This is a genomic window from Rothia similimucilaginosa (assembly GCF_029850985.2).
In the GTDB taxonomy this organism is placed as follows: domain Bacteria; phylum Actinomycetota; class Actinomycetes; order Actinomycetales; family Micrococcaceae; genus Rothia.
In genome coordinates, this window is the sequence record NZ_CM138149.1 from 1,583,339 (window position 1) to 1,609,341 (window position 26,003).

A 26,003-nucleotide genomic window follows, 5' to 3' on the forward strand; every position below is an offset into this window, starting at 1 on the left:
GGTCAACAGGTAGCGCCTACAGGCGTTGCAGGAGCGGGAGATAGCGCGCAAACAGGCTCGCAAAAAAGGATGTGCCGCGACGCGCAAACAGCACGCCGCGGCACACAAGTACAGGTGTTTAGCCGCCGGAAATATCCAGCTCAGCCTCGACCAGGCCCAGACGCTCAGCATCCCCCAGGATGCGCGAATCCAGCCAGCCATCGGGCAGGTGCGGCTGCTTGGGGCTGCCGGCACGACCGCGCGAACCCTCCACGGCGGCACCCGGGTAACCAATCGAGTGGTCCAGCTGAGCAATCAGTTCACGGAACGTCACCAGATCGGGCACCTGAGCCATCTTCGCACGTAGCTCGCCACCGACCGGGTAACCCTTGAAGTACCACGCCACGTGCTTGCGGATCTCACGCAGGCCTCGGGTCTCATCGCCGAAAGTCTCCACCAGCAGTTCTGCATGGCGGTAAATCATGTCCGACACCTCAGTCAGGGTCGGGCGGATACGCTCCGACGAACCATCAAACGCATTCTGCAGGTCACCAAACAGCCACGGGCGACCCTGGCAGCCGCGACCAATCACCACGCCGTCCACGCCGGTCTGCTCAACCATACGCACCGCATCCTCAGCGGAGAAAATATCGCCATTACCCAGAATCGGCACATCCGGAATCAGCTCACGCAGCTGCGCAATCGAATCCCAGTCAGCCTTACCCGAATAATGCTGAGCCGCAGTACGACCGTGCAGGGCAATCGCCGCAACACCGGTATCACGAGCAATCTTGGCGGACTCCAAGAACGTAATGTGGTCATCGTCGATACCCTTACGCATCTTAATGGTCAGCGGAATATCGTTGCGGGACGCCTCCTTCACCGCGGTCTGCACGATCGCAGTGAACAGGTCAGTCTTCCAGGGCAGGGCGGCACCGCCACCGCGGCGAGTCACCTTAGGAGCCGGGCAACCAAAGTTCAAGTCAATGTGGTCGGCTCGGTCCTCTTCAACGACCATGCGCACAGCCTTACCGACATTGACCGCGTCCACACCGTAAATCTGGATGGAGCGGATCTTCTCGTCCGGGTCATGTTCAATAATGCGCATGGACTCGGGCTTACGCTCCACCAGGGCACGCGCAGTCACCATTTCGGTAACGTACAGGCCGCCGCCATATTCACTGCAGAGGCGGCGGAAAGCCTTATTGGTCACGCCAGCCATCGGGGCGAGAACCACGGGAGTATCAACGGTCAGTTTGCCCAGTTTCAGGGGCGGAAGGGTAAGACGGGGTGCTTCAGAATTCACCCCTATATTGTGGCATACGGGGGCAAATTGAGAACCGGACTCAGCTGAGGGGGTACAGCGGCGCGACACAACAGCACAACACAGCACAGCGGCATGGCGCAGGCACAGCAACCGCCAGGAGGCGCAGGTACGCACAAGGGGCGGGGAAGCACTCCACTCCCCCGCCCCTCTCAGCAAGAATCAGCCAGCAGGCCCGGTACCGAAAACCTACTCGGTCACGTAAATATAGGTCGGGTCACCCTCCACTGAAGCAGTACCGGCACGCAGCAACACATCGGTTACCTGAACCAGCGCCTCCATAGAGTCATCAACCTCAACCAGCACAGGATACTTAGCGCTCAGCAGGGACAGTACCTGCATAATCGCCTCCACGGCGCCCTCATTATCAAAGTCGTAGCCCAGCAGCAGTTCGGTGGCGGTGTTCTCATCCACCAGGGCCGCCTCCGGGTCAGTCTCGAACGGGTGGTAGCTCACCGCAAATGCAACAATCGGGCCCTTCTTACCCTCGGCAGCAGCCTCACGAATATGGTCGCGAAGCACCACGGCACCAAAAGCACGCACCTCGTCCGAGAGGAAGTAGCGGTTCACCGTACCCAGACCCACCTCGGCGGGAACATCCCACTCATGGGCGCGGCGGTAGAAATTCCAGAGCGCGGCGGTCAGCTCCACCGAACCGGTCGCCAAATCCTCAATAGCCTGAGTCTCGTTACCGTCAGCATCCTCACGCAACGACACCGGAGGAATCGCACCCGGCTCCACACGCACCATACGGGAACGCTGAATCAGCTTCATACCAGCCGCCTGTGCGAACTCCTCACCGTCACTAAACGGCGCCAACTTCACGCGCAGAGCAGTGGTCTGACCGTGCTCCGCCGCAATCTCACGCAACGCATCCAGCAGCGCCGAACCGATACCCTGACGGCGGTGATCAGTAGCCACCTCCACATACGACCACAGGCGCGTCGGATGCAGCAGCGAAGCAACCACAGTACCCGCAGCAACCGGAACACCAGAAACAGTCACCACCAGGGTGCGGCTAAACGGCACGTCCGTATCCGGGCCGAAAAGGCCACGCTGGCGCTCCTCATTCTCATTGCGGGCAGAGTTCCAAATCTCAAGCAGGGCAAGGTCATCACCCTCCTGCCAAGGGCGAATCTCAAATTTTTCGCTGAGGCGTTTAGCCATGTTCGTGCACCTTTCCTTCGCTCGCATCAATCGTGCCAATCAGTCTAACCAGGGTAGCCCAAATACACGACGGCGGGTAGCCTCTTTCACTCCAAGAAGCTACCCGCCGATCATGTTATGAATTATTTTTAGCCTGCCAGGCGTGCAGCCAGGTAAGACTTCACCTGATCCAGAGCCACACGCTCCTGGTTCATGGTGTCGCGCTCGCGGATAGTCACAGCCTGATCCTCGAGAGTGTCAAAGTCCACGGTGATGCAGAACGGGGTACCGATCTCATCCTGGCGGCGGTAACGGCGGCCAATAGCGCCCGCTTCGTCGTAGTCCACGTTCCACAGGCCACGCAGCTCATTCGCCAGCTTGGTTGCCGGCTCAGACAGTTCAGCCTTCTTCGACAGCGGCAGGACAGCAGCCTTGACCGGCGCCAGGCGCGGGTCGAGCTTCAGCACGACGCGCTTATCCACGCCGCCCTTAGTGTTGGGTGCCTCATCCTCGACGTATGCGTCAACAAGGAACGCCATCATGGAGCGGGTCAGACCGAAGGACGGCTCAATCACGTACGGCACGTAACGCTCACCGGTAGCCTGGTCGAAGTATTCAAGCTTCGCATTGGAGTGCTCGTTGTGCACACCCAGGTCGTAGTCGGTGCGGTTCGCAACACCCATCAGCTCGCCCCACTCGGAACCCTGGAAGCCGAAGCGGTACTCAACGTCAATAGTGCCAGCCGAGTAGTGTGCACGTTCATCCTGAGGAACGTCGAAGCGGCGCATGTTCTCCGGGTTAATACCCAGGTCAATGAACCAGTTCCAGCAATCCTCAACCCACTCGTTAAAGTACTTATCAGCGTCATCCGGGTGTACGAAGTACTCAATTTCCATCTGCTCAAACTCACGAGTACGGAAAATGAAGTTACCGGGAGTGATCTCGTTACGGAACGACTTACCAATCTGGCCAATACCGAACGGCGGGCGCTTACGAGAAGCAGTGACCACATTGTTGAAGTTCACGAAAATACCCTGAGCGGTCTCCGGGCGCAGGAAGTGCAGACCCTCCTCATTATCAACCGGGCCCAGGTAAGTCTTCATCAGACCGGAGAAGTTCTGCGGCTCAGTCCACTCACCACGAGTACCACAGTTCGGGCAAGCAATCTCTTCCATGCCCTCAGCCGCACGGCCCTTCTTCGCCTCAAAGTTCTCCAACAGGTGATCCTGACGCAGACGCTTGTGGCACGACAGGCACTCAACCAGCGGGTCGGTGAAGGTCGCCACGTGACCGGACGCCTCCCACACCGCACGAGGCAGAATAACGGAGGAATCCAGGCCAACCATATCCGCACGAGAGCGGACGAAACGCTGCCACCACTGCTGACGGATGTTTTCCTTCAGCTCTGCACCGAGGGGGCCATAGTCCCATGCGGAGCGGGAACCGCCGTAAATTTCACCGGCCTGAAAAACAAAGCCGCGGCGCTTCGCGAGCGCAATAACGTTATCGAGGGTGGACTTTTCAGCCATAGTTACTCCTTCTGCCCCGCCACCGGCTGTGACGTGCGTGAGTTCGGGTTCATAAGGGACACCGCCCAGAACGGGGCGCCCGTATTCGCGCTCATCGGCGCAATATGCACACTTTTTGATGCAAGACACTAGGGTACCATCACCGCCCCACCCCTGGGTATGCCTGCCCCGGCCCACCACTCCCCCTTTTTTTTGCCGGACGCCAGGATGCACCCGACGGGATAAACTAGAGAGCATGGAAGAAATTTTTATTCGCGACGACATGATTCGTCTGGGCCAGTTTTTGAAGCTAGCTAACCTTGTCGAGGACGGCGCGCAGGCACGCGAGGTCATTCAGCACGGCCTGGTAAAGGTCAACGGCGACATTGAGGAAGCACGCGGCAAGCAGCTGCACCCCGGCGATACGGTGACCTTCAACAGCGTGACCGTGAAGGTTGCGCACGAGGGCTAGCCTCTCTCTGCTTGGTTAGGGCTACATGCGAGGGACGGTGTTCGCCCTCGTTCCGACAGGGAACCCGCCCTCGCTTCGCTTCGGGCACCCTGATGTCACTACGGACGACACCGCCCCTCCGCGCGCACCTCACCAGAGCCGAGGGTAGCTATACCCTCCGGAAGCGACATCAGGGTGCCCACCCGGGCGCTCTCCGCCGCGGAGCAAGGAAGAGCGGAGCGTCCGGGTGCGGCGGGTGCCCCTGCAGGAGCGGAGGAAGGGTATAGCGTCCACCCACCCAGCCCCTGTAGGAACGAGGACGATAACCGCCTTTCCAAACGGAACTACACGTAAGCCCCCGAGTCATGATGACCCGAGGGCTATACGTTTAGTCGATTTAGGATTCAGAGCCTTCCACGGTGCCGGTCGCCTCCGCAACCTTCTGCGCACGAATACGCGGCTCCTGCCCCTGCACCTTCACCTCCAGGAACTCGCCCACATGGCGAATCTCCATGGCGCTCACGCCGTGATTCATTCCACCCATCTCGTCCATGGTCCCCATATGACCCTGAAGGGTGCGCTTCATGGTGGAGCCTTTCAGGGTCATATGGGGCAGTGGAGAGAAGTGGTGAATCAGTGGACGGCGGTGGATGCCGGAGTAGGCGTGGTGTGTTCTTCCTTCGGACTGGTGGGAGCCAGGTGGGCCGGGTCCAGATCAATCCGGCGCAGCAACTGAGCGTTAAGCGCCACCACAATCGTCGACAGCGACATCAACACCGCAGCAGCAGTCGGGGGAAGCAGAATGCCGCTAGAGGCGAGCACGCCGGCGGCCAGGGGCACGGACAAGATGTTGTAACCGGACGCCCAGATGAGGTTCTGGATCATCTTACGGTAGCTGGCCTGCGAGAGCTCAATCATCGACAATATTGCCCGGGGATCGTCACTGGCCAGGACCACTCCGGCGGATTCCATTGCCACATCCGTGCCGGCTCCGATGGCGATGCCGACCTCGGCGCGGGCCAGGGCCGGGGCGTCGTTGACACCGTCGCCGACCATGGCCACGCTCAGGCCACGCTCCTGTAACTGGGTGACCTTGGTGTCCTTGTCCTGGGGCAGAACCTCGGCGAAGACCTCATCAATCCCCAGGTCCTGGCCAACCGCATGGGCCACCTGCTGCGCGTCACCGGTAATCATCGCGACCTTCACCCCGCGGTCCTGCAGGGCTTTCACAGCGGCGCGGGATTCGGGGCGGATCTTGTCCTCGACGGCCACCGCACCGATAATCTGACCGTCGCGGACAATATGGAGTACACCGGCCCCACGCCCGGTCCAGGCGCTGGTGGTGTCGGTGAGCTCGGCCGGGGTGGTGAGGTTGAACTCGCGCAGCATGTTCGGCCCGCCCACGAGGATCTCAGCGCCATCGACAGTGGCCCGGACCCCCCTGCCGGAGGCGGCGCTGAAACCAGTTGCACGGATTTGCCGACGAGAGGCCTCGGGATGGGCGGCCGCGGCCGCCACGATGGCGCGGGCCACGGGATGCTCGCTGTCGGCCTCTGCGGCGGCGGCCAGGGCCAGCAGCTCGCCCTCAGTGACGCCGACAGTTGCCGCGACACCGGTGACCGCGTGCGCGCCCTCGGTCAGGGTACCGGTTTTATCGAAGAGCACCACGTCGATGGTGCGCATCCGCTCGAGCGCCATCCGGTCCTTGATGAGCACCCCGGATTTCGCGGCCCGCTCGGTGGAGATCGCAATGACCAGCGGAATCGCCAGGCCCAAGGCGTGCGGGCAGGCGATGACCAGCACCGTGACCGTGCGCACCACGGCATCGTCCGGGCTGCCGATGGTGGTCCACACCACCGCGGTGATCAGAGCAGAGATCAGCGCGAACCAGAACAACAACGCCGCCGCCCGATCCGCCAGGGCTTGGGCCCGGGAGGAGGACTCCTGTGCGTCGGCAACCATGCGTTGGATTCCGGCCAAGGCGGTGTCCCCGCCGGTAGCCTCCACCCGGACGCGGACGGTGTTGTCGGTGGCCACGGTACCGGCGACCACCTTGTCACCGGTGTCGCGGAAGACGGGACGGGATTCGCCGGTGATCATCCCCTCATCGAATTCGGCGGCTCCGTCGATGATGGTTCCGTCGGCCGGCACCCGGGCACCGGCCCTCACCAGTACGACGTCGCCGACGACCAGCTCGGAGATGTCCACGGTGCGGGTGGTCCCATCGATGACTTTCTCGGCCTCATCCGGCAATAGGGCAGCCAGCGCGTCAAGCGCGGAGGACGCACCCCCGAGAGCGCGCATCTCCAGCCAGTGTCCCAGCAGCATGATGGTCACCAGCAGGGCCAACTCCCACCAGAAGTCCAGGTCAAAACCGCCCAGCCCCAGAGTGGTGACCCAGGAGGCGACAAACGCCACGGTGATGGCCATGGCAATCAGGAGCATCATCCCGGGTTGGCGGGATTTCAGTTCCTTCCATCCGCCCTTGAGGAAAGGCGTTCCGCCGTAGACGAAGATGATCGTGTCCAGTATCGGGGGAATCCAGGTGGATCCGGGGAATTCCGGGAGGGGGTAGCCGAGCAGGTGGGCGACCATGGGGCTGAAAATAACGACGAGAATGGACAGAATCAGTGACCACCAGAAGCGTTCCCGAAACATTGCGGTGCTGTGCCCGGCGTGTTCGCCGTGACCATGAACCTGGTGGTCTTCGTCCAGGACAGAGTGCGGGTGACCGTGGGGCATCGCCTGGCCGTGGGTGTCGGCATCTGCGTGGTTTTCGTGGCTGGCATGATCCGGGTGGTGGGTGTGGTCTGTTTCTGGAGCGGGGTGATCACCATGGCGATCGCCGGAATGATGGGGAGTGTTCATGACGTTCCTTTCGCTCAACCCGGTCGGGGTCGAGATGATGGGTAAATCGATCAGGATAAGACGGTGTAGCCGGTCGCCTCGATAGCCCGGCGAACCGTCTCCGGAGGTACGACACCGGTGACCGTGACGGTGGAAACACCACCAGCAGCGAGATCAACCTGGACGTCGTCGACTTGGGGGAGGGTCTGAAGGGCCTGGTTCACGCTTTTCGCGCAGTGCCCGCAGGTAAGGCCGGTGACCTGATAGCTAGAGGAGGACCCTCCTGCTGACGAGTCGCTGGCGGCAGGGTTGGAGACGGTGTCGGCACGTGAGGCAGGTCCGCAACAGCTGCAGCCGTGGGAGGCCATCGGCAAGAGGCGGGGCGGGGCGGTGATCATGGGAAAGCTCCTACGGGTCGGTGGGATGCGGTGATGCCACCTCTCCAGCATATACCCCCTTGGGGTATATATTGAGGGCGGCGATGCTATTCTCCAGTATATACCCCCCAGGGGTATATTTTCAAGAGGTGGAGGACACACCCCGGCCGGCAGGCAGGTCCGGATTAGCGTCCACCGACAGGGGGTGTCCACCGCGCTCATCCACGTCGCCGATGACGGCGAGGGCATCCCACCTGGCCAGCCCGGACACATCTTCGAACGCTTCTACCCGGGGGGGGGCGCCCGCAGTCGGGACAATGGCGGGGCCGGTATCGGTCTGACCATCTCCAAGGCATAGATTGAGGCCCACGGCGGCACTCTCACCGCCACCTCCCCCGGGCCCGGTCGCAGAGCAGTGTTTACCCTCCGCCTCCCACTGTCCCCTCCCAATAGTGAGGAGGCTACTCGGCGACCACGCCCTGCCCCGCGCGAGAGCCATACCCTACCCCCTTGAAAATATACCCCAGGGGGGTATATGCTGGAGAGGTGGCATCACCGCATCCCACCGACTCGTAGGAGCTTTCCCATGATCACCTCCCCGCCCCGCCTCTGGCCGATGGCCTCCCACGACTGCTTCTACCACAGCCTCACGACCTGCCTGGGGGAACTCGACAATGAGGATATCCAGGTCACAATCACCGATGATGCCATCGGCCTGATTGAGGTCAGCTACCAGGGGCGTACCGGCACCACGGAGTTTTCCACCACCGACGACGGTGCCATCTGTGTCACAGACCTGCGCCTGACGTGATGGCTCAGCAGAGTCCTCACCTGCGCCTGTCTCCCATATCACTGAAATCTTGTACCAAGAAAGGTTAAATCATGACGAACGCGTTTCCCCGACGACAGTTTCTGCTCGGCGGGCTCGCCCTCGCCGGCACCGGGGCCTTGGCCGCCTGCACCAGCAACCCTGGACCCGCTGCCTCGACACCAGGTCCCTCCCTTCGCCCCACTCCCACCCCCACTGCGCTCGGTGAGCCGACGGTGCGCCGGACGCTGACCGCCCGGCCCCTCTCCCTGGATATCGGCGGCATCGAAGCCAAGACGTGGGGATACGTCTCTAACACCGGGGATGCGGCCATTGAGGCCACTGTCGGCGACGTCCTCCAGGTCGATATCACCAATGAACTGCCTGAGAGCACCTCCATCCACTGGCATGGCATCGCACTCCACAACGCAGCCGACGGTGTGCCCGGCATGACCCAGGACCCCATTGAACCTGGCAAGTCTTTCTCCTATGTTTTTAAAGTCCCCCAGGGTGGCACCTACTTCTACCATTCCCACGCCGGCCTGCAGCTTGATCGCGGCCTCCACGCCCCACTGATCATCCGTGATCCGCAAGACGCTGAGGACCATGACGTTGAGTGGACCATCGTGCTCGACGACTGGGTCGATGGCATTCAGGGCACTCCCGACGATGAGCTCGACAAGCTCACCGGAATGGGTTCGGGCGACCATCACGGGAAGATGGGAATGGGAAATCATCACGGCACCCCGGACCGGGTACTGGGCGGGGATGCCGGCGATGTGATGTATCCGTACTACCTCATCAACGGACGTATCCCCCGTGCTCACCGGACCTTCGAGGCTCGCCCGGGCAACAAGGCCCGCCTGCGGTTTATCAACTCCGGAGGTGACACCATCTTCAAGTTGGCCCTCGGGGGTCATCGCATGACCGTTACCCACACCGACGGCTTCCCTGTCCAGCCCTTGGAGACCGAATCGATCTACCTGTCGATGGGCGAGCGTGTCGACGTCGAGGTCATCCTCGGCGACGGCGTCTTCCCGCTCACGGCTTTGGCGGTGGGTAAGAACGACCGCGCCTTCGCCGTCATCCGCACCGCCGGCGGCCAGGCCCCCAGCCCCGATGTCGACTTCCCCGAGTTGTCGTCCACCGGGCTGCTTCTGTCCTCCCTGAAGCCAGCAGACCGTGCACTCCTGCCCGAGGGCACACCAGACCGAGAAGTCAGCATCGACCTGGACGGGCAGATGATGCCGTATAAATGGAGCATTCTCACCGACGGCCAATCCTCCTCCGCGACCGTGCAGGAGGGCCAGCGCCTGCGGATGGTCATGCACAACAGGACCATGATGCCCCACCCCATGCACATCCACGGCCACACGTGGTCGCTGCCCGGCAGCGGCGGGCTACGCAAGGACACCGTCCTTCTCCGCGGCGGTGAAACCATAATCGCCGACCTGATTGCTGAGAACCCCGGTGAGTGGGCATTTCACTGCCATAACGCCTATCACATGGAAACCGGGATGTTCAGCTCGCTTCGCTACACGTAACCCCCACAGCAGGGTTGAGTGCCGAGGTGGGCAGAGTCGCTACAGACCACCCACCGGGCAGCACGATGATCTTCCTCGGTGTTGTGGTCTTCCGGGACAGCCAGAACACCGTCTTCTTTCCCACCGCCCCGGAATAAGAAGATCTAATCCGTGCCGAGCACACCCCGCAGAGCCGCCATCGTGGTTGCCGCGGTGCTCCCCTTCGTTCCTCCCCTCACTAAGCAGGGGCGGGGCGCCGCATATTTCCTCCGCGCCTACGCAGGGGCACCCGATACCACGTCTACACTGTGCGCCATAACGTCATTTCCTCCGCGCCTACGCAGGGGCACCCGTCACCCGGACGCTCCGCCCTCTCCTCACTCCGCATCGGAGAGCGTCCGGGCTGACACCCTGAGGGCGCATCCGGAAAACGCGGCCGCACCCGCACAGCACCCCAGCGCGGAAAGGCGGTATCGTCCGAAAGTGACATCAGGGTGCCCGAAGCGAAGCGAGGGCGGGTGCTCTGTAGGAACGAGGACGATAACCGCCTTTCCAAACGGAACCACACGTAAGCCCCCGAGTCATGATGACCCGAGGGCTATACGTTTAGTCGATTTAGGATTCAGAGCCTTCCACGGCGCCGGTCGCCTCCGCAACCTTCTGCTCACGAATACGCGGCTCCTGACCCTGCACCTTCACCTCCAGGAACTCGCCCACATGGCGAATCTCCATGGGGCCAACGCCGTGGCCGACACCGGCGTACAGCACCTTGATGCCGTCGGTGTACTTGCGGATCCAGTCATAGGTGTAGTTCACCATCTCCTGCGGGATGACGGGGTCTTCCTGATCGCGACCAAAGAACACCGGCAGTTCGGTCTTCTTCAGCTCATCATCCTTGAAGTACGGCGAATCCGAGTCCACCGCGTAGCCGGACAGACCCACCACCGCAGCGAACTCGCCGGGGGCATGACGCACCATCGAAGTTGCGACACCCATGCCCTGCGAGAAGCCCAGCAGGGTCACCGAAGCGTACGGTGCACGGTTCTCGCGCACCCATTCCAGCACGTAGTCGCTCGCCTGTTCGATGGCGCGCTGGTTAGATTCGAGCTGCTGGTTCAGCGGGTACCACTGGTAGCCGATAGCATCTGCGGCAATGTAAGCGCCGGTCGAGTCCGCGGAGAACTGGGTACCGACCGGCTGCGGCGCACGCATGGAGGCGTAGGTAAACCCCTCCTGTGGTAGGTGCGCCGCCAGGGACAGCAGATCGTGCTCCTGGGAGCCGTAGCCGTGCAGCATGAGCACTAGGTGGGTGCCTGCTCGTTCGTTCTCGGGGCGGGTGTATTCGACGACGTATTTGTTTTCGCTCATGCACCCATCTTAGCGAGGACTGCCGCGCAAACCTGCACCGTAGGTTCCGCCGCCAGCTTGACCCTCACCTAACGTCAGGTTTTAGAGTGACACCATGGACGCGAACATAACACCACCTGACTGGCATCATGAATACACCGTAGGAGAAGCAGCATCATTGCACGGGCTCACAGTCCGCACGCTACACCACTGGGAGCAGCGGGGCTTACTCAACCCGGCACATGATGAGTTCAACGGGCACCGGTACTACACCGATACAGACCTTGAACGAATCACCGTCATCCTGGGGTACCGCTCCATCGGCATGGGCCTTGACGCTATTCGCAACATACTGCAGGACCAGGAGAACAGCACCGAGCATCTGCTCGCTCAGCGGGATATGCTTCAACGCAAAATCGCCGCCCACCGGCGCATGCTTGAAACCATCGAACGCCTTTTGGAGGACACTATGGCACCTAAAAATGAGCAGCTCAGCGCTGCCGAAAAAGCAGAGATTATGGGTGAAGGGTTCAGCCTCGCCCACCAGCAGGAAGCGCAGGAGCGTTACGAGAAAACTGACGACTGGGCTGAATACCAGCGCCGTACTGCCTCAATGGACCGTGCCGACTGGCAGAACGGCAAACAGCAGATTGACGAGGTAGAACGAGCCCTCGTCGAGGCGTTCAACCACGGCGTGCAGCCGGGCAGCGAGGAGGCGAATGCGCTCGCCGAACGGCACCGCGCCTCCCTGTTCTTCTTTGAGGTCACCCCCGCTAAGCACGCTATTCTAGCCCGCGGTTACGTTGAGGATGCCCGCTTCAAGGCGTATTACGAGAAGCTCGTGACCGGGCTTGCAGAGTGGTTGCGGGAAGTCATCTATGAGAATGCTCGTGCACACGGTGTTGACCCGCTGGAAGCTACCTGGAGCTAAAGCTAGAAGCTGAAAATACCCAGCAGCTTAGCATGAGTAACCAAGCATACTCAGCTGAATATGAAAAGATGCCCGGTATTCCCTACATCGGGTCTACCAGGTGTTACATGCTGTTTGTGCATTAAAACTAGATGGTTATCGAGCGGGTGCTGTCGAGGTGATGGCGGTGCTCCTGAATACGGCGATCCAGGTGTTTAAGGTTCTGTTGCAGCCCGACAATCTCGTTTTCAATCTTTCGGCGGGCGCGCTCCATCACGTCGATGGAGAGTGCGTGGTTATCCAGATTATCCAAAATTGTGCGATTGTCGGCAAGACTCATTCCGGTCTGACGGCAGGTAGCAATAAACCGTACCGAGGAGATGAATTCCTCGTCAAAAGCGCGAGTTCCAAGAAACGCCGGGCACTCACGCTATACGAGCACCCGGCGTCCCATAACCCAACCGTTAAGGTGAACGTTAATTCTCAACGGGCGGAAAGACAGTTGAGAATACCCAGCCATTCCCTCACAATCCCACACCCACTGTTTGGAGAAAACAACATTCAGCGGGATGCGCGTAACGCGCCCGGGTGCCGGTTGCCTTAGCGAGTAACAGCGCCGTACAGTCGAGTCATCGACTCCAGAGCTTCACGTTCACGCTGCGCCTCACTCTGGGTGGCAGATTCATCTTCAACGCCGAGGGCACGCGCCAAAATCTTCTCCACCTGCTTCGCCTCAATCAAGAAGCCGTCATGGCCGTGGTTCGACTCGATAATGTCCACGGGCACCGGAGTGGGAAGCGCCTCCGCCAGGCGGTGCGACTCATGCGGGAAGAACAGACGGTCCGTGTTCACCGCCGCAATCGTCCACTCACAATCGGTGTGCGCCAGCGCCTGCGCCAGGGTGCCGCGGCCACGCGCCACGTCGTGCGAAATCAGTGCCTCATTAACCGCCAGGTAGCTGTTCGCGTCAAAACGCTCAACCAGCTTGGCACCGTGATGGTCCAGGTAGCTTTCGATAGCGTAGCGGCCACGCGGCTCACCCAGCGAGCCACCCACGATGCTTTCGCCACGGTTCTCTTCACGGCCGAAGCGGTGCTCCAGCTCGGCGGGGCTGCGGTAGGTGGTGTGCGCGATACGGCGAGCTAAGGCAAGTCCTGCGGTCGGCGCGGGACCGGCATAGTAGTCACCGCCGGCAAAGTTCGCATCCGAACGAATCGCAATATTCTGGGTGTGAGCCCATGAAATCTGCTCCGCCGTTGCTGAAGGGCCGGAGGCAATCACCGCGCATCCACGTACCAGCTCAGGGTTAGTTGCCGCCCATTCCAGGGCACGAGCGCCGCCGAGAGAACCACCAATCACGTAGCGGAAGCTGGTCACCCCCAGGGCCCGGGCCAGGTACGCCTCAGCACGCACAGAATCACGGATGGTTACCTGCGGGAAGCGGGAACCCCAGTATTCACCGGCACCCGGGTAACCTTCGGGAATGATGCTTGCCGGTCCAGTCGACCCATAGCAACCACCCAGAATATTGGGGGCAATCACAAAATAACGGTTAGTGTCTACGACCGAGCCGGGCCCCACGATGCCTTCCCACCAGCCATCCGATTCAATAGCCCGAATCAGCGGGGCGGGCATGTCGGGGGTGGGTACGCCCCGAGAGACATGCGTATCGCCAGTGAGTGCATGCAAAATCAGGATGGCATTGTCGCCAGCCTCATTGAGCGTACCCCAGGTTTCGTAGCCGATAGTGACCTGCGGAAGAATCACGCCGGATACGAGCTCCAAATCGCCGATGTTCAGCTGACGCAGATAGCCTTGTGCTTCGGGGTGTTCGCGCTGGGTACCTGCCACGGGGATGGGCGCGGTAACAGGCTGGGTGGTACCGGACTGGTTAGTGCTCTGGGTAGTCATGGGGGTCCCTTCACTGGGTTTGGCCGGCAAGGTAGTGCCGGGTGTGAGCGGGGTACTCGTCTGTGGGTAGAAGGAGCAACGGGTGGGGCGGCATCAGCGCCGCGCAGTGACAAAACGCTCCGTAACGGGGAATCCGCAGGTGGACCGAAAAGCCGTAGCTTACCGGTCCACCTGCGGATTACATCACCGTTTAGGAGAGGGTGTCAAAGCCCAGCTGCAGGTCGGCGAGAATATCATCAATGTTCTCAATGCCTACTGCCAGGCGCACAAAGTTCGGGTACACGCCGATCTTCTCCAGCTCCTCAGCGGAAAGCTGGGAGTGGGTGGTGGAGGCGGGGTGAATTACGAGCGAGCGCACGTCACCGATGTTCGCCACATTGGAGTGCAGCTTCAGGGCGTCTACGAAGTCGCGAGTCTGCTCCAGGGTTGCGTCTTTGAGGGTGAAGCCGAGAACCGCGCCGGGGCCCTTGGGCAGGTACTTCTGTGCACGCTCGTACCAGGGGGAGGATTCCACGCCAGCCCAGATGACCTTCTCGACCTGCGGGTTCGCTTCGAGCCAGTGGGCAACCTTGGTAGCGTTTTCAATGTGGCGTTCGATGCGCAGAGAGAGAGTTTCCAGACCGATACCGATGTTGAAGGCGTTGGTCGGGGAAATGGCGGCACCGGTGTCGCGCAGCAGGGAGACGCGCGCCTTCAGGATGTAGGAGAGGTTCGCGCCGAATGCGGAGTCCTTGCCCAGGTCGCGTGCGTAGACCAGGCCGTGGTAGCCGGGGGCGGGCTGGTTGAACTTGGGGAACTTCTCGGGGTCTGCACCGTAGTCGAAGTTACCGGAATCAACGATTACGCCGCCGATGGAGGTTCCGTGGCCACCCAGGTACTTGGTTGCGGAGTGGACGACCACGTCCGCGCCATGTTCGATGGGGCGCAGCAGGTAGGGGGTGGGTACGGTGTTGTCCACAATCAGGGGTACACCGTTTTCGTGCGCAATTGCAGCAATAGGCTCAATGTCGAGCACGTCGTTACGGGGGTTAGGCACGGACTCGCCGTAGAAGAGCTTGGTGTTGGGGCGGACTGCGGCGCGCCATGCGTCCAGGTCGTCCGGGTCCTCCACAAAGGTGGTTTCGATACCGAGGTCGGCGAGGGTGTACTTGAGCAGATTGTAGGTGCCGCCGTATACGGAGGGCGATGCAACTACGTGATCGCCTGCACCGGCAATGTTCAGGATTGCGTAGGTGATAGCTGCCTGACCGGATGCCAGCAGTAGCGCGCCAACGCCGCCTTCCAGGGAAGCGATACGGTTTTCAATTGCTTCCTGGGTGGGGTTGTTGAGGCGAGTGTAAATGGGGCCCAGCTCGGCGAGGGCGAAACGGTTCGCTGCCTGCTCGGCGCTTTCAAAGACGAAAGAGGTGGTCTGGTAGATGGGTAGTGCCCGAGCTCCCGTTGCGGCATCCGGCGCCTGACCTGCGTGAATCTGGCGGGTTTCGAACTTCCAACCGGCGGGGTTGGCGGGAGTCGGGACGGTAGTGTTGTTGCTCATGCGTGGCTCCTAATGGGGATTCTTAGGGGGCCGCATGCCGACGGTACAGGAATCGTCGTCGAATAATCCTGTCACGATTGATGTACCGTTTTCGGTCACATCGGTCCCGCGCTTGCGTCACGCTCTTGCGTGCCGCCCGGTCTTCACCCAGGGCACCCCACCGCGGAGGAGGGTTGCCGGCCAGCTAGCTGGGGCTTATCGCTGGCGCTCTTGACCTGTTATTTAGAGTGTCATAGGGCACGGGGTGGGGTCAAGGGTTTTGTGGGTGTGCGGTACTTTAAGACATTTCATTGCAAAGATGACGTTTTTTAACGTCTGTCACCAAAAATCGCCTGCAACAAAACGTGAGTGACGATGCCGGGACAGTCAGAGGGCGAGGTAATTAGAATGCGGAGGTGAACACCCACTATTTGCGTAGTAACCTCCATCACTTTTATCTGTGCTTTTCGGTACACTGAAATGACACATACACTCACGCAGGGTACAACTCGCTACGGCTCGCTAAGCCGCTTATCCTGCTCAACATCCCTCCGGTATAGGAGCCAGAGGGTCATACCCGAAGGTTACCTACCATGTCTCTTGTTCTTGACGCCACGCAACTCAGCCGAGTCTTTGGCAAAGGTAAAAATACCTTTACCGCCGTCGACCGGGTGTCACTTCGCGTCAGTTCCGGGGAAATTCACGCCCTCCTCGGCCCCAACGGTGCGGGCAAAACGACGACCGTGCAGATGTGCTCGACTCTGCTCACCCCCACCGGCGGTAGCCTCACCGTGAACGGTATTGACGCTATCGCCCACCCGCAGCGGGCGCGCCGTCACGTGGGCCTCGCGCTGGGCGGGGAGAACGGCTTCTACCCGCGCGCCAGTGCCCGCGATAATCTGCTGTTCTTTGCCGATGTTACGGGGGTTTCCGGGCGGGCCCGAGGGCACGAGGTTGAGCATGCCCTAGCCCGTGTGGAACTCACCGATGCGGCAACGCGGCCTGTCCAGGAGTTTTCCCGCGGCATGAAGCAGCGCCTACATATTGCCCGTGCACTGCTCGGCTCCCCCGCTCTGCTCCTGCTGGATGAGCCGACCAACGGGCTCGACCCCGATATCGCCCTAACCGTACGAACCCTTATCCGTTCTCTCGCGGAAGACGGCGCCGCCATTCTGCTCACAAGCCACCTGCTGGGCGAAATCGAGGACCTGGCGCACACCATCACCGTCTTGGGCGCTGGCTCCGTTGCTGTGAGCGGCAGTCTCGAGGACGTTGCCGCGCACGCAGGTATTGCCGCCACGACCGTGGTTCAGGTCGAGCCCACCGCCACCGAGGGCATTGATACGCTCCGCGGGTTCCTCGGCGATAAGGCGGCGGTACTTTTTGCCCCACGCGGTTCCGGCTGGGAACTGACCCTCTACTGGCACGGCGAGCGCGCCACGTTCGAGGCGGGCGAGACGCACCGCATCCTGGCGGAGGGACTTGCCGCCGCACGCATTGGGGCGCGAACCGAACCGTACACGCGCCCGGCAACCTTGGAAGAGGCATACCTGGCGATGGCGGAGGGGCTCAAGCGATGAACGCTCAGACGCAACGCTCAGAAGAGTTCCAGCGGCAGGGTCGACGGTACGACCTGTGGCAGGAGTGCGCCCGGCAGCTACGGCTCATGGGCTTTAGCCTGCGCCAGTTCCTGACGGTCCCCTACTTCATTCAGCTGCTCATTAGCACGGTACTCGGCTCAGTCATCCTTCAGGCGCTCGCCGTGCATGCGGCGGCGCAGAGCTCCGCGGGTCACTCCGTTGACCCGACTCTCGCGTGGACCCGCGCGGGCATTGTGGGCATGTGGTCGGTCTGCATCGTGTCTGCGGGCATCATCAATTTTGAGCGTTTCCGTGGGACCCTCGTGTACCTGTGTTCGGGGTCGATTTCTCCGGTGCGGGTGCTGGCGGCTATCGTTTCAAGCGCATCCGTTGTGGGTTTGGCGGCTTTGCCCCTGTCGTGGCTCATCTGGGCTCTTGTGACGCTCAACCCGCAGGTCACAGACTTTTCAGCACTCTGGCCGCGCTACGTTCTGGGCGTTCCCCTGCTGTGGCTTGCGTGCCTGTCGGTCACGTTCATGATTGCGGTATTCTTCGTGGCCACGCCGAACGCTATCGCCTACGAGGAGCTGTTGCTCGTGCCGGTTTTTATTCTTTCCGGGGTTCTCTTCACGACCGTTGAAGCGCCCGCCTGGCTGGATGCCGCGGGTGTGCTCATTCCCCTACAGGCGCCGGTTCACCTGCTACTTGGGCGTACCGCCATCACTACCCCGGCGGATGCGCTCCTGCCCGTAATTCAGACCCTGGTCGTGAGCTTCATCTGGGCGTTGTGCGCCTTCCTCTTTGCTCGGAAGGCTCTCGCCTCAGCCCGCCGTCGCGGCACCCTGGGGGCGATGTAGCGTGCGTGCTCTCTCCTCTGTTGCCCTGCCTGGCGCTGTATCACTGTCTGGCACGGCGCGTCGGGCTCTGTCGACCGCTTCTATTGGCTGGTCGTCGTCTATTACCTTCGCAACCCTCGGAACGGCCATCACGACCCTGGTTCTCGTACCCGGTCTTAACGTGCTTTTCACGGTGCTTCTGGGTGCTGATCTTGCCGCAAACGATACGGTCCGCATCGGCTGCGCGACCGCCCTGATTGCGACCCTCAGCTCCGTGGCAGCCGGTATTGTCGCGCGCGTTGCCACAGACCGGTGGATTGGCGTCTTCGAGTACGTGTGCACGGCGCGCCCGGTGGATGCTGGATACTGGCTCGGTGCGGCGGCGGTACCCGCGTTGCTGGCATCCGTAACGGGTCTGAGCAATGTGGGCATCGTGTGGTTACTGTCCCTCACGGCACCCTCTACCGGGGCGGCTTCGGGGCTTCTGATTGGAGCCATTGCGCTGATGCCGGTTGCGGTTCTGGGCGGGGTCTGCCTGGGCATTTTTGCCGCCGGGCTCGGTCTGTACCTGTCGGATCCGTACACGGGGTCGAATTTTCTGTCGATTATTCTGCCAGTGAGCGCGGGCGTGATTGTGCCGGTGAGTACCTACCCGGGTTGGCTTGCATGGCTGTGTTCCTGGGTTCCAGGGTCCCGGCTGGTGCAGGTTTTAGATGCCTCTAGCGGTATCGCGAACGGCACCGCGCCGGAGCTTTTCGCGCTCCTGGCGGCAGACACAGCCCTGGCAGTACTCTACGCCGCAATCGGGTTGGGGCTGATGGTCCTTGCCGCCCGCCGTATCCGTGCCGGCGCCCGCGCCTCGCTGTTGTAAACGGTGAAACCTGAAAAAGAACGAACCTTGTAATCACCCGCTATCCGGGCGCCGCAACCAAGAAAGACTATTCCTGTGACCATTGCTCCCGCTTCATACACCTTAGAGACCCTAGGGTTCGACCCTTCCTGGCAGGGTTCAGCAATCCGCGCCGCGTTCACCCTCGGCGGTACCCTCGAAAACTTTACCCTCGCCCGTGTCAGCGCCGTGCACCGCACCCGCTGCGAGCTACTGACCTGCGAGCGGGGTGAGCTCATTAAGCTTTCCGCTCCGCTGCGTCCGGTTGAGAACGACTACGGCGAAGAAGAGTACCCCGTCGTCGGCGACTGGGTACTCACCCAGCCCATCCCTGGAACCGGTAGCGATAGCCAGCCCGCGGAGCACAAACCTCTCGCGATACTGCCCCGGCGAAGCTACCTCACCCGACCCAGCGCCACCCGAGAATCCGCGGATCAGCCTGTCGCCGCCAACGTGGATATACTCTGCATCGTTGAGCCCTGCTTCCCCGAGCCGTCCATTGGGCGAATTGAACGCTACACCGCCCTGGCGCACGCTTCCGGGGTGCAGGTCGCGCTGATTCTCACCAAGGGTGACCTGGTAACGGCCGAACAGCTCACCAACTACAGGGGCTCCCTCGCAGGTGGTGTGGATGCGGTGCTCGCCGTCTGCACGGACAACGGCTACGACCCTGCCCCGGTGGCGGAGCTTGTCGCCGGACGCACCGCCGCATTCCTGGGTCGCAGCGGCGCAGGAAAATCCACCCTGGTCAACGCCCTGTTCAACCCCGGAGTTGACCCCCGCGAGGATAGCCAAGAACATCAGGTGCAGGTCACCTCCACAGTCCGAGATGCTGACGGCAAGGGGCGCCACACCACCACCAGCCGCCAGATGCTTGTTTTACCCGGTGCGGAAGGCTCAAGCGAAGGAGACTCGACCAACGCAAAATCATCATCTGGCACGGTGCTGATCGACACTCCGGGCGTACGAGCCCTAGCCGCAACGAGCGATAGCGCCGCGATTGACGAAACCTTCGACGACGTCTCCGGTTACGCTTCTGCCTGCCGGTACAGCGACTGCTCCCACGGTTCCGAACCCGGATGCGCGGTGCAGCAGGCGCTCGCCGACGGCTCTCTCGACCCCGAGCGCTTCGAACGCTACCGCAGGATGATAGCCGAATCCGCGCGTCTACGCCTGCGCTCTCAAGAACGTGAGTACAGGCAAAGTAACCGTGCCTTCACGAAGGCGAATAAGGCGGGCCGCCGCACCCTCATGTCCATTAAGGGGCGCGCTAACTAGCCACCAAATGCGCACGTTCCAGAAGAGTGCAGGGGGCTAATCTGGGTGATACTGCCCAGGCCGCAATATAGTAGCCTGCCTCACTCTTCGATACACTAGAACTAGGCGTGCCCACAGTCCCCCGCACACCCTCACCGCCACCCGGCGGCACAGGAACGCAGGCACAGACGGCACACACCATTCACAAAACCATAACTCAAGGAAAGAGGTGGCAGCATGACTGAACAGAACCTCACCCCGCCCGTACCGAAGAAGGTCGAGCACCGTCGCGAACACCACGGCGACATCTTCAACGACCCCTACGAATGGCTCCGCGACAAGGAAAGCGAAGAGGTCCTCAACTACCTCAAGGCAGAAGCCGAATACACCGAAGCTGTCACCGCAGACCAGCAGCCCCTCCGCGAATCCATCTTCAACGAAATCAAGGACCGCACCCTGCTGTCGGATCTGACCGTCCCGAACCGTATCGGTGACTGGTGGTACTACAGCCGCATGGTGCCCGGCGGCCAGTACCCCGTCTTCTACCGCTACCCCGCCCTGAACGAAGGCGACGAGGTAGTGCGCTACACCCCGCCGACCGTCACCCCCGGCGAAGTACTCGAGGGTGAAGTCGTCATCCTCGACTGCAACGAATACGCCAAGGACATGGAGTTCTTCTCCCTCGGCAGCTTCCAGCCCGCACGTAACGGCAAGCTACTGAGCATCTCCGTGGACGAAAAGGGCGACGAACGCTACGAGCAGCGCTTCCTCAACATGGAAACCGGCTCCTTCCTCGAAGACACCATCCCCAACATCGCCGCGGGATCCTTCTTCATCAACCACGCCGAACAGCTCATCTACCTCGTCCCCGACGATTCGTGGCGCCCCTGGCGTGTCTACGTGCACGACGTCGGACAGGGCACCGAAGACCACCTAATCTACGAGGAACCGGACAACACCATGTGGCTCGGCGCCGCCATGAGCTCCGACCGTTCCTCCGTGGTCATTACCAGCTCGAATTCCGAGTACACGGAGGTGCGCCTCATCCCCACCCACGAACCCAAGAGCGAGCCGACCCTGCTCATTCCCAAGAGCGCAGGCATCGAATACTACGCCGAGCCGCTCAACATTGCCGGCGAGCAGCACCTGCTAATCCAGCACGACTACAATGCACTGAACTCCGAGCTGGTCCTCGCAGACATGCCGCGCGAAGGGGAGAACATCGAAGAGTACGCCCAGCGTTGGGTGCCGGTCATCCGCCACAGCGAAAACGTGCGCCTGGAGGGCTTCACCTTCACCGCAACGCACCTGGTCGTCACCGCCCGCGCGGACACCACCACCCGCATCTTCCTCGCACCGCGTGAGCAGTTGCCCATCCAGTGGCGCCGCCGCCGCCCCGCCGGCGTGACCTTCATGGAACCTGCCGGCTTCGATGAGGAACTGTACACCGCCTCCGTACTACGTGCGGAGAACTACTCCCCCGTGCTGCGCATCGCCTACACCTCGTACCTGACGCCGCGCCGCGTCTACGACTACTTCCCCATGTCGCAGACCCTGCTGTTGCGCCGTGAAACCCCGGTACTCGGCGGCTACAACCGTGAGGACTACCGCGCCTACCGCGACTGGGCACCGGCGGCGGACGGCACGCTCATCCCGATCTCGGTGATTCACCGCGCCGATCTGGACATGAGCAAGCCGCACCCGGTCATCCAGTACGGTTACGGCTCGTACGAGTCGTCCATGGACCCGATGTTCTCCATCCCGATGCTGTCGATTCTGGACCGCGGCGTCATCTACGTCATCGCGCATATTCGCGGCGGCGGCGAGATGGGCCGCTCTTGGTACCAGAACGGCAAGAAGCTCGCGAAGAAGAACACCTTCACCGACTTCGTGGACGTCACCAGCTACATTGCGGCTAAGCCGTGGGCTGATGAGGCGCGTATCGGCTGCTACGGCGGTAGCGCCGGCGGTCTGCTCATGGGCGCCGTGCTGAACCTCGCCCCCGAAAAGTACGCCGCCTGCCTGGCAGCCGTACCGTTCGTGGATGCGCTGACCACCATCCTCGATCCGGAGCTGCCACTGTCGGCAATGGAGTGGGAAGAGTGGGGCAACCCGATTGAGGACCCGGAAGTGTACGCCTACATGAAGTCGTACACCCCGTACGAGAACATCCGCCCGGTCCGCTACCCGGCGATTGCTGCGGTGACGAGCCTGCACGACACGCGCGTGCTCTACGTGGAGCCCGCGAAGTGGGTTGCGGCGCTGCGTGAGCAAATTGACCCCTCGTCGCCGGTGCCGCTGCTGAAGATTGACATGTCGGGCGGTCACGGTGGTGGTTCCGGCAGGTATACGCGTTGGCGCGAGATTGCGTGGGATTACGCGTTCCTCATGAGCAACCTCGGCGTTACTGAGTAGCTGGTCTCTTAAATCAGAACGCTCCGTCTGTATCTAAATGATACGGACGGAGCGTTCTTCGTTTATGTACGTTGCTCTGCTCGAGGGGTGAGGCACCGCATATTTCCTCCGCGCCTACGCAGGGGCACCCGTCACCCGGAGGGCGCATCCGGAAAACACGGCCGCACTCGCGCAGACCCTGGAATGGAGCAAAAGAGGCGCCGCCTCCCACCTCGGGAGACAGCGCCTCTTTCGTTAGAGCCGGGTCAGCGGAAAAGCTTAGCCTTCCACGCCGCACTCAGCCAGAATCAGCTCACGCACGCGGGCGGCATCAGCCTGACCGCGGGTAGCCTTCATAACCTGACCGACGATAGCACCAGCAGCCTGAACCTTACCGGCACGAATCTTGTCGGCAACGTCGGGCATTGCCGCCAGTGCTTCCTGGACAGCTGCGGTGAGCGCGCCGTCATCGGAAACCACGGCGAGGCCGCGTGCCTCAACGATTTCGGCGGGGGTGCCTTCACCGGCGAGGACGAACTCGAGCACCTGGCGGGCGATCTTGTCGTTAATCTTCCCCTCAGAGATGAGTGCTTCGAGGGCAACCACGGTTGCGGGCTCCACGCCGAGTGCGGTGAGCTCAACTTCAGCCTGCTTTGCGCGGCGGGCGATTTCGCCCATCCACCACTTGCGGGCTGCTGCGGCGGTTGCGCCTGCGGCGACGGTCTCTTCGATGACGTCGAGTGCGCCGGCATTAACTACGTCACGGAACTCTTCGTCAGAGTAGCCCCATTCGCCCTTGAGTCGGCGGCGGCGTTCTGCCGGGGGTTCGGGCAGTTCAGCGCGCAGACGCTCAATCCATTCGCTGTTGGTGACGACCGGTACGAGGTCCGGTTCGGGGAAGTAGCGGTAGTCGTCAGCATCGGACTTGGGGCGACCCGAGGAGGTTTCGCGGGTATCTTCGTGCCAGTGGCGGGTCTCCTGGGTGACCTTTTCGCCGCGTTCGAGGATTGCTGCGTGGCGGCGGATCTCGTAGCGGACGGCGCGCTCAACCGAACGAAGGGAGTTCACGTTTTTGGTTTCGGAGCGGGTGCCGAACTTCTCTGCGCCCTTGGGCATGAGGGAGACGTTGGCATCGCAGCGGACGTTACCACGTTCCATGCGGGCGTCAGAGATGCCGAGGGAGCGGACGATGTCGCGGATTGCGGCAACGTAGGCGCGTGCCAGTTCGGGTGCACGCTCGCCGGCACCGACTATGGGTCGGGTGACGATCTCGATCAGAGGAACGCCTGCGCGGTTGTAGTCGACCAGTGAGGAGGTTGCACCCTGGATTCGTCCATCTGCACCACCGACGTGGGTGAGCTTGCCTGCGTCTTCTTCCATGTGGGCGCGCTCAATTTCAACGGTGAAGATAGTGCCGTCTTCGAGCTCAACGTCCAGGGAGCCGTTTTCCGCGATGGGGCCGCCAGCCTGGGAGGTCTGGAAGTTCTTCGGGGAGTCCGGGTAGAAGTAGTTCTTGCGGGCGAAGTAGGACTTGTCTGCAATCTCGCAGCCCAGTGCCAGGCCGAGCTTGATGGCAGACTCAACAGCGGTCTTGTTCACCATGGGCAGCGCACCGGGCAGGCCGAGCGATACGGGGGTGACGTTGGTGTTGGGGTCGTCGCCGAACTCGTTGGGTGCGGAGTCAAACATCTTGGTTTTGGTGTTCAGTTCGACGTGCACCTCGAAGCCGAGGACCGGGTCGTACTTTTCGATGGCTTCTTCGAAGCTGAGGACTTCTTCACTCATTATTTGGTTCCCCCAAAGTCAAAGTCGCGGATCAGAGTTTCAGTGTCGGGCAGGCTCCTGTAGAGCGGTGCGCCCCATTTTGCGGTGAGCAGTTCTTCCAGTGCTGCGCCGACGCGGTAGAGGCGTGCGTCTTCGCGTGCGGGTGCGGTGAACTGGATACCGACGGGCAGGTTGTTCTCTTCGGAGAGGCCGCCGGGCAGGGAGAGCGCCGGGACACCTGCCAGGTTGACGGGCACGGTTGCGACGTCACCCAGGTACATTGCCATGGGGTCGCCTTCGGTCTTCTCGCCGAGCTTGAACGCGGTGGAGGGTGCAGTCGGGGAGATGAGCACGTCGCACTTTTCGAATGCTGCTGCGTAATCGCGCTGGATGAGGGTGCGTACGCGCAGTGCGGCGCCATAGTAGGCATCGAAGTTACCTGCAGACAGTGCGTAGGTGCCGAGAATAATGCGGCGCTTGACCTCGTGACCGAAGCCTGCGGAGCGGGTTGCGGACATGACGCGCTCGATGGTGACGGGGCCGTCTTCGGGTACGACGCGCAGGCCGTAGCGGACGCCGTCGTAGCGTGCCAGGTTGGAGGACACCTCGGAGGACATGATCATGTAGTAGGCGCTGATGGCTTCGGTGACGGAGGGCAGGGAGACCTCAACGATTTCTGCACCTGCGGCACGCAGCTCTTCGACGGATTCACGGAAGCGTGCGAGGACACCTGCTTCGAAGCCTGCGCCGTCGCCGCCTCCGAGTTCCTTAATGACGCCGATGCGCAGGCCAGACAGGTCGCGCTTGCGTGCGGCTTCTGCGCCTGCCTTGGCTTCTTCAACAAAGTTGCCGGGCTCATCAGGCAGGGAGGTTGCATCGAGCGGGTCGTGGCCTGCGATTGCTTCGTGGAGCAGTGCGGTATCCAGGACAGTGCGGGCGCAGGGGCCTACCTGGTCGAGGGAAGATGCCATGGCGATGACACCGTAGCGGGAGACGGAGCCGTAGGTGGGCTTGACGCCAACGCTACCGGTCAGTGCTGCAGGCTGGCGGATAGAGCCGCCGGTGTCGGTGCCGAGCGCCAGGGGTGCCTGGAAGGCGGTGACGGCTGCTGCGGAGCCGCCGCCGGAGCCGCCGGGTGCACGGTCGAGTGCCCAGGGGTTGCGGACTACGCCGAATGCAGAGTGCTCGTTGGAGGAGCCCATTGCGAATTCGTCGAGGTTGGTCTTGCCGAGGATGGGCATGCGTGCTTCGCGGACCTTGCGGGTGACGGTGCCATCGTAGGGGCTCATCCAGCCTTCGAGCATGCGCGATGCTGCGGTGGTAGGCTGGCCCTTGGTGACGATGAGGTCCTTGACGGCGATGGGTACGCCTGCGAGCAGCGGCAATTCCTTGCCTGCTGCACGGTCTGCGTCCACTGCGGCTGCGGTGGCGAGTGCTTCTTCAGCGTTGACGTGCAGGAAGGCGTTGAGGCCGTTCTTGCCGTCTGCTCGGTTGTCGCTCAGGGATGCGCCGTCGGTGGCTGCGATACGGTCCAGGTGTGCCTGGGTAAGCTCAACGGAGGTGATTTCGCCGGATGCGAGCTTTTCTACTGCTTCTGCGGCGGTGAGCTGGATCAATTCGTTCACTTGGTTGTTCT

At 61.8% G+C, this 26,003-nt stretch carries 21 protein-coding genes, 1 pseudogene and 1 riboswitch; of the genes and pseudogenes, 10 read left to right on the top strand and 12 right to left on the bottom strand.

Going from position 1 to position 26,003, the window contains the following annotated elements:
* Positions 1 to 118: 118 nt before the first annotated feature.
* From dusB to QFX07_RS06545, 3 genes are all read right to left on the bottom strand, one after another.
* Positions 119 to 1,285 carry a tRNA dihydrouridine synthase DusB gene (gene dusB / locus QFX07_RS06535; protein ID WP_279754361.1) on the bottom strand — a complete coding sequence of 389 codons (1,167 nt, stop codon included), beginning with the start codon at positions 1,283 to 1,285 and terminating at the stop codon, positions 119 to 121.
* A 207-nt stretch (positions 1,286 to 1,492) separates the two neighbouring features.
* Positions 1,493 to 2,470 (bottom strand): GNAT family N-acetyltransferase, encoded by a 978-nt coding sequence (locus QFX07_RS06540; protein WP_279754360.1) that lies wholly within the window; start codon positions 2,468 to 2,470, stop codon positions 1,493 to 1,495.
* Between the two features lie 128 nt (positions 2,471 to 2,598).
* A complete protein-coding gene (locus tag QFX07_RS06545; protein ID WP_279754359.1) occupies positions 2,599 to 3,978 on the bottom strand; it encodes a glycine--tRNA ligase in 1,380 nt (459 codons plus the stop codon).
* Between the two features lie 235 nt (positions 3,979 to 4,213).
* On the opposite strand from QFX07_RS06545, the gene QFX07_RS06550 reads away from it, so the two are divergent.
* The gene (locus QFX07_RS06550) at positions 4,214 to 4,429 is read left to right on the top strand and encodes an RNA-binding S4 domain-containing protein (protein WP_279754358.1); all 216 of its coding nucleotides are present in this window, start codon (positions 4,214 to 4,216) and stop codon (positions 4,427 to 4,429) included.
* Between the two features lie 376 nt (positions 4,430 to 4,805).
* Here QFX07_RS06550 and QFX07_RS06555 read toward each other — a convergent pair whose 3' ends face one another.
* The 3 genes from QFX07_RS06555 to QFX07_RS06565 form a co-directional block, all read right to left on the bottom strand.
* Positions 4,806 to 4,994 carry a hypothetical protein gene (locus QFX07_RS06555; protein WP_279754357.1) on the bottom strand — a complete coding sequence of 63 codons (189 nt, stop codon included), beginning with the start codon at positions 4,992 to 4,994 and terminating at the stop codon, positions 4,806 to 4,808.
* A gap of 47 nt (positions 4,995 to 5,041) precedes the next feature.
* On the bottom strand, positions 5,042 to 7,066 hold the full coding sequence (locus tag QFX07_RS06560; protein WP_279754397.1) for a copper-translocating P-type ATPase: 2,025 nt from the start codon (positions 7,064 to 7,066) through the stop codon (positions 5,042 to 5,044).
* Between the two features lie 260 nt (positions 7,067 to 7,326).
* Positions 7,327 to 7,653, bottom strand: a complete 327-nt coding sequence (locus QFX07_RS06565; RefSeq protein ID WP_279754356.1) for a heavy-metal-associated domain-containing protein — start codon at positions 7,651 to 7,653, stop codon at positions 7,327 to 7,329.
* 136 nt (positions 7,654 to 7,789) lie between these two features.
* Between QFX07_RS06565 and QFX07_RS06570 the strand changes: the two are divergent.
* From QFX07_RS06570 to QFX07_RS06580, 3 genes and pseudogenes are all read left to right on the top strand, one after another.
* Positions 7,790 to 8,146 (top strand): annotated as a pseudogene (locus QFX07_RS06570) (sensor histidine kinase); the annotation flags it as partial.
* Positions 8,147 to 8,218: 72 nt separating this feature from the next.
* Entirely contained in the window at positions 8,219 to 8,443 is a 225-nt protein-coding gene (locus QFX07_RS06575) for a hypothetical protein (RefSeq protein WP_279754355.1), read from the top strand.
* A 71-nt stretch (positions 8,444 to 8,514) separates the two neighbouring features.
* On the top strand, positions 8,515 to 9,984 hold the full coding sequence (locus tag QFX07_RS06580; RefSeq protein WP_279754354.1) for a multicopper oxidase family protein: 1,470 nt from the start codon (positions 8,515 to 8,517) through the stop codon (positions 9,982 to 9,984).
* 594 nt (positions 9,985 to 10,578) lie between these two features.
* Here the strand turns inward: QFX07_RS06580 and QFX07_RS06585 are convergent.
* Complete coding sequence (locus tag QFX07_RS06585; protein WP_279754353.1) at positions 10,579 to 11,331, bottom strand: alpha/beta hydrolase; 753 nt, start codon at positions 11,329 to 11,331, stop codon at positions 10,579 to 10,581.
* A gap of 94 nt (positions 11,332 to 11,425) precedes the next feature.
* Between QFX07_RS06585 and QFX07_RS06590 the strand changes: the two genes are divergently transcribed.
* On the top strand, positions 11,426 to 12,241 hold the full coding sequence (locus tag QFX07_RS06590) for a MerR family transcriptional regulator (protein ID WP_279754352.1): 816 nt from the start codon (positions 11,426 to 11,428) through the stop codon (positions 12,239 to 12,241).
* A gap of 127 nt (positions 12,242 to 12,368) precedes the next feature.
* Here the strand turns inward: QFX07_RS06590 and QFX07_RS06595 are convergent, their stop codons facing one another.
* From QFX07_RS06595 to QFX07_RS06605, 3 genes are all read right to left on the bottom strand, one after another.
* Positions 12,369 to 12,602 carry a MerR family DNA-binding protein gene (locus QFX07_RS06595; RefSeq protein WP_348539262.1) on the bottom strand — a complete coding sequence of 78 codons (234 nt, stop codon included), beginning with the start codon at positions 12,600 to 12,602 and terminating at the stop codon, positions 12,369 to 12,371.
* A 218-nt stretch (positions 12,603 to 12,820) separates the two neighbouring features.
* Positions 12,821 to 14,131: a homoserine O-acetyltransferase MetX gene (gene metX / locus QFX07_RS06600; protein ID WP_279754351.1), complete on the bottom strand. Its 1,311-nt coding sequence runs from the start codon at positions 14,129 to 14,131 to the stop codon at positions 12,821 to 12,823.
* A 190-nt stretch (positions 14,132 to 14,321) separates the two neighbouring features.
* Complete coding sequence (locus QFX07_RS06605; protein WP_279742007.1) at positions 14,322 to 15,668, bottom strand: bifunctional o-acetylhomoserine/o-acetylserine sulfhydrylase; 1,347 nt, start codon at positions 15,666 to 15,668, stop codon at positions 14,322 to 14,324.
* Between the two features lie 103 nt (positions 15,669 to 15,771).
* Positions 15,772 to 15,884: riboswitch (SAM riboswitch) on the bottom strand.
* Positions 15,885 to 16,240: 356 nt separating this feature from the next.
* On the opposite strand from QFX07_RS06605, the gene QFX07_RS06610 reads away from it, so the two are divergent.
* From QFX07_RS06610 to QFX07_RS06630, 5 genes are all read left to right on the top strand, one after another.
* Positions 16,241 to 17,227 carry an ABC transporter ATP-binding protein gene (locus QFX07_RS06610; protein ID WP_279754350.1) on the top strand — a complete coding sequence of 329 codons (987 nt, stop codon included), beginning with the start codon at positions 16,241 to 16,243 and terminating at the stop codon, positions 17,225 to 17,227.
* Positions 17,224 to 18,084, top strand: a complete 861-nt coding sequence (locus QFX07_RS06615) for an ABC transporter permease (protein WP_279754349.1) — start codon at positions 17,224 to 17,226, stop codon at positions 18,082 to 18,084. The genes QFX07_RS06610 and QFX07_RS06615 overlap by 4 nt, the downstream gene beginning before the upstream one ends.
* A gap of 1 nt (position 18,085) precedes the next feature.
* Entirely contained in the window at positions 18,086 to 18,934 is an 849-nt protein-coding gene (locus QFX07_RS06620; RefSeq protein WP_279754348.1) for an ABC transporter, read from the top strand.
* Between the two features lie 75 nt (positions 18,935 to 19,009).
* Positions 19,010 to 20,230 (top strand): ribosome small subunit-dependent GTPase A, encoded by a 1,221-nt coding sequence (gene rsgA, locus QFX07_RS06625; protein WP_279754347.1) that lies wholly within the window; start codon positions 19,010 to 19,012, stop codon positions 20,228 to 20,230.
* A 216-nt stretch (positions 20,231 to 20,446) separates the two neighbouring features.
* Positions 20,447 to 22,624 carry a S9 family peptidase gene (locus QFX07_RS06630; protein WP_279754346.1) on the top strand — a complete coding sequence of 726 codons (2,178 nt, stop codon included), beginning with the start codon at positions 20,447 to 20,449 and terminating at the stop codon, positions 22,622 to 22,624.
* Positions 22,625 to 22,882: 258 nt separating this feature from the next.
* Here QFX07_RS06630 and gatB read toward each other — a convergent pair whose 3' ends face one another.
* Both gatB and gatA read right to left on the bottom strand, forming a co-directional pair.
* Positions 22,883 to 24,388 (bottom strand): Asp-tRNA(Asn)/Glu-tRNA(Gln) amidotransferase subunit GatB, encoded by a 1,506-nt coding sequence (gene gatB, locus QFX07_RS06635; RefSeq protein ID WP_279742001.1) that lies wholly within the window; start codon positions 24,386 to 24,388, stop codon positions 22,883 to 22,885.
* On the bottom strand, positions 24,388 to 25,992 hold the full coding sequence (gatA, locus tag QFX07_RS06640; RefSeq protein WP_279754345.1) for an Asp-tRNA(Asn)/Glu-tRNA(Gln) amidotransferase subunit GatA: 1,605 nt from the start codon (positions 25,990 to 25,992) through the stop codon (positions 24,388 to 24,390). Before gatA ends, gatB begins: the two co-directional genes overlap by 1 nt.
* Positions 25,993 to 26,003 lie beyond the last annotated feature (11 nt).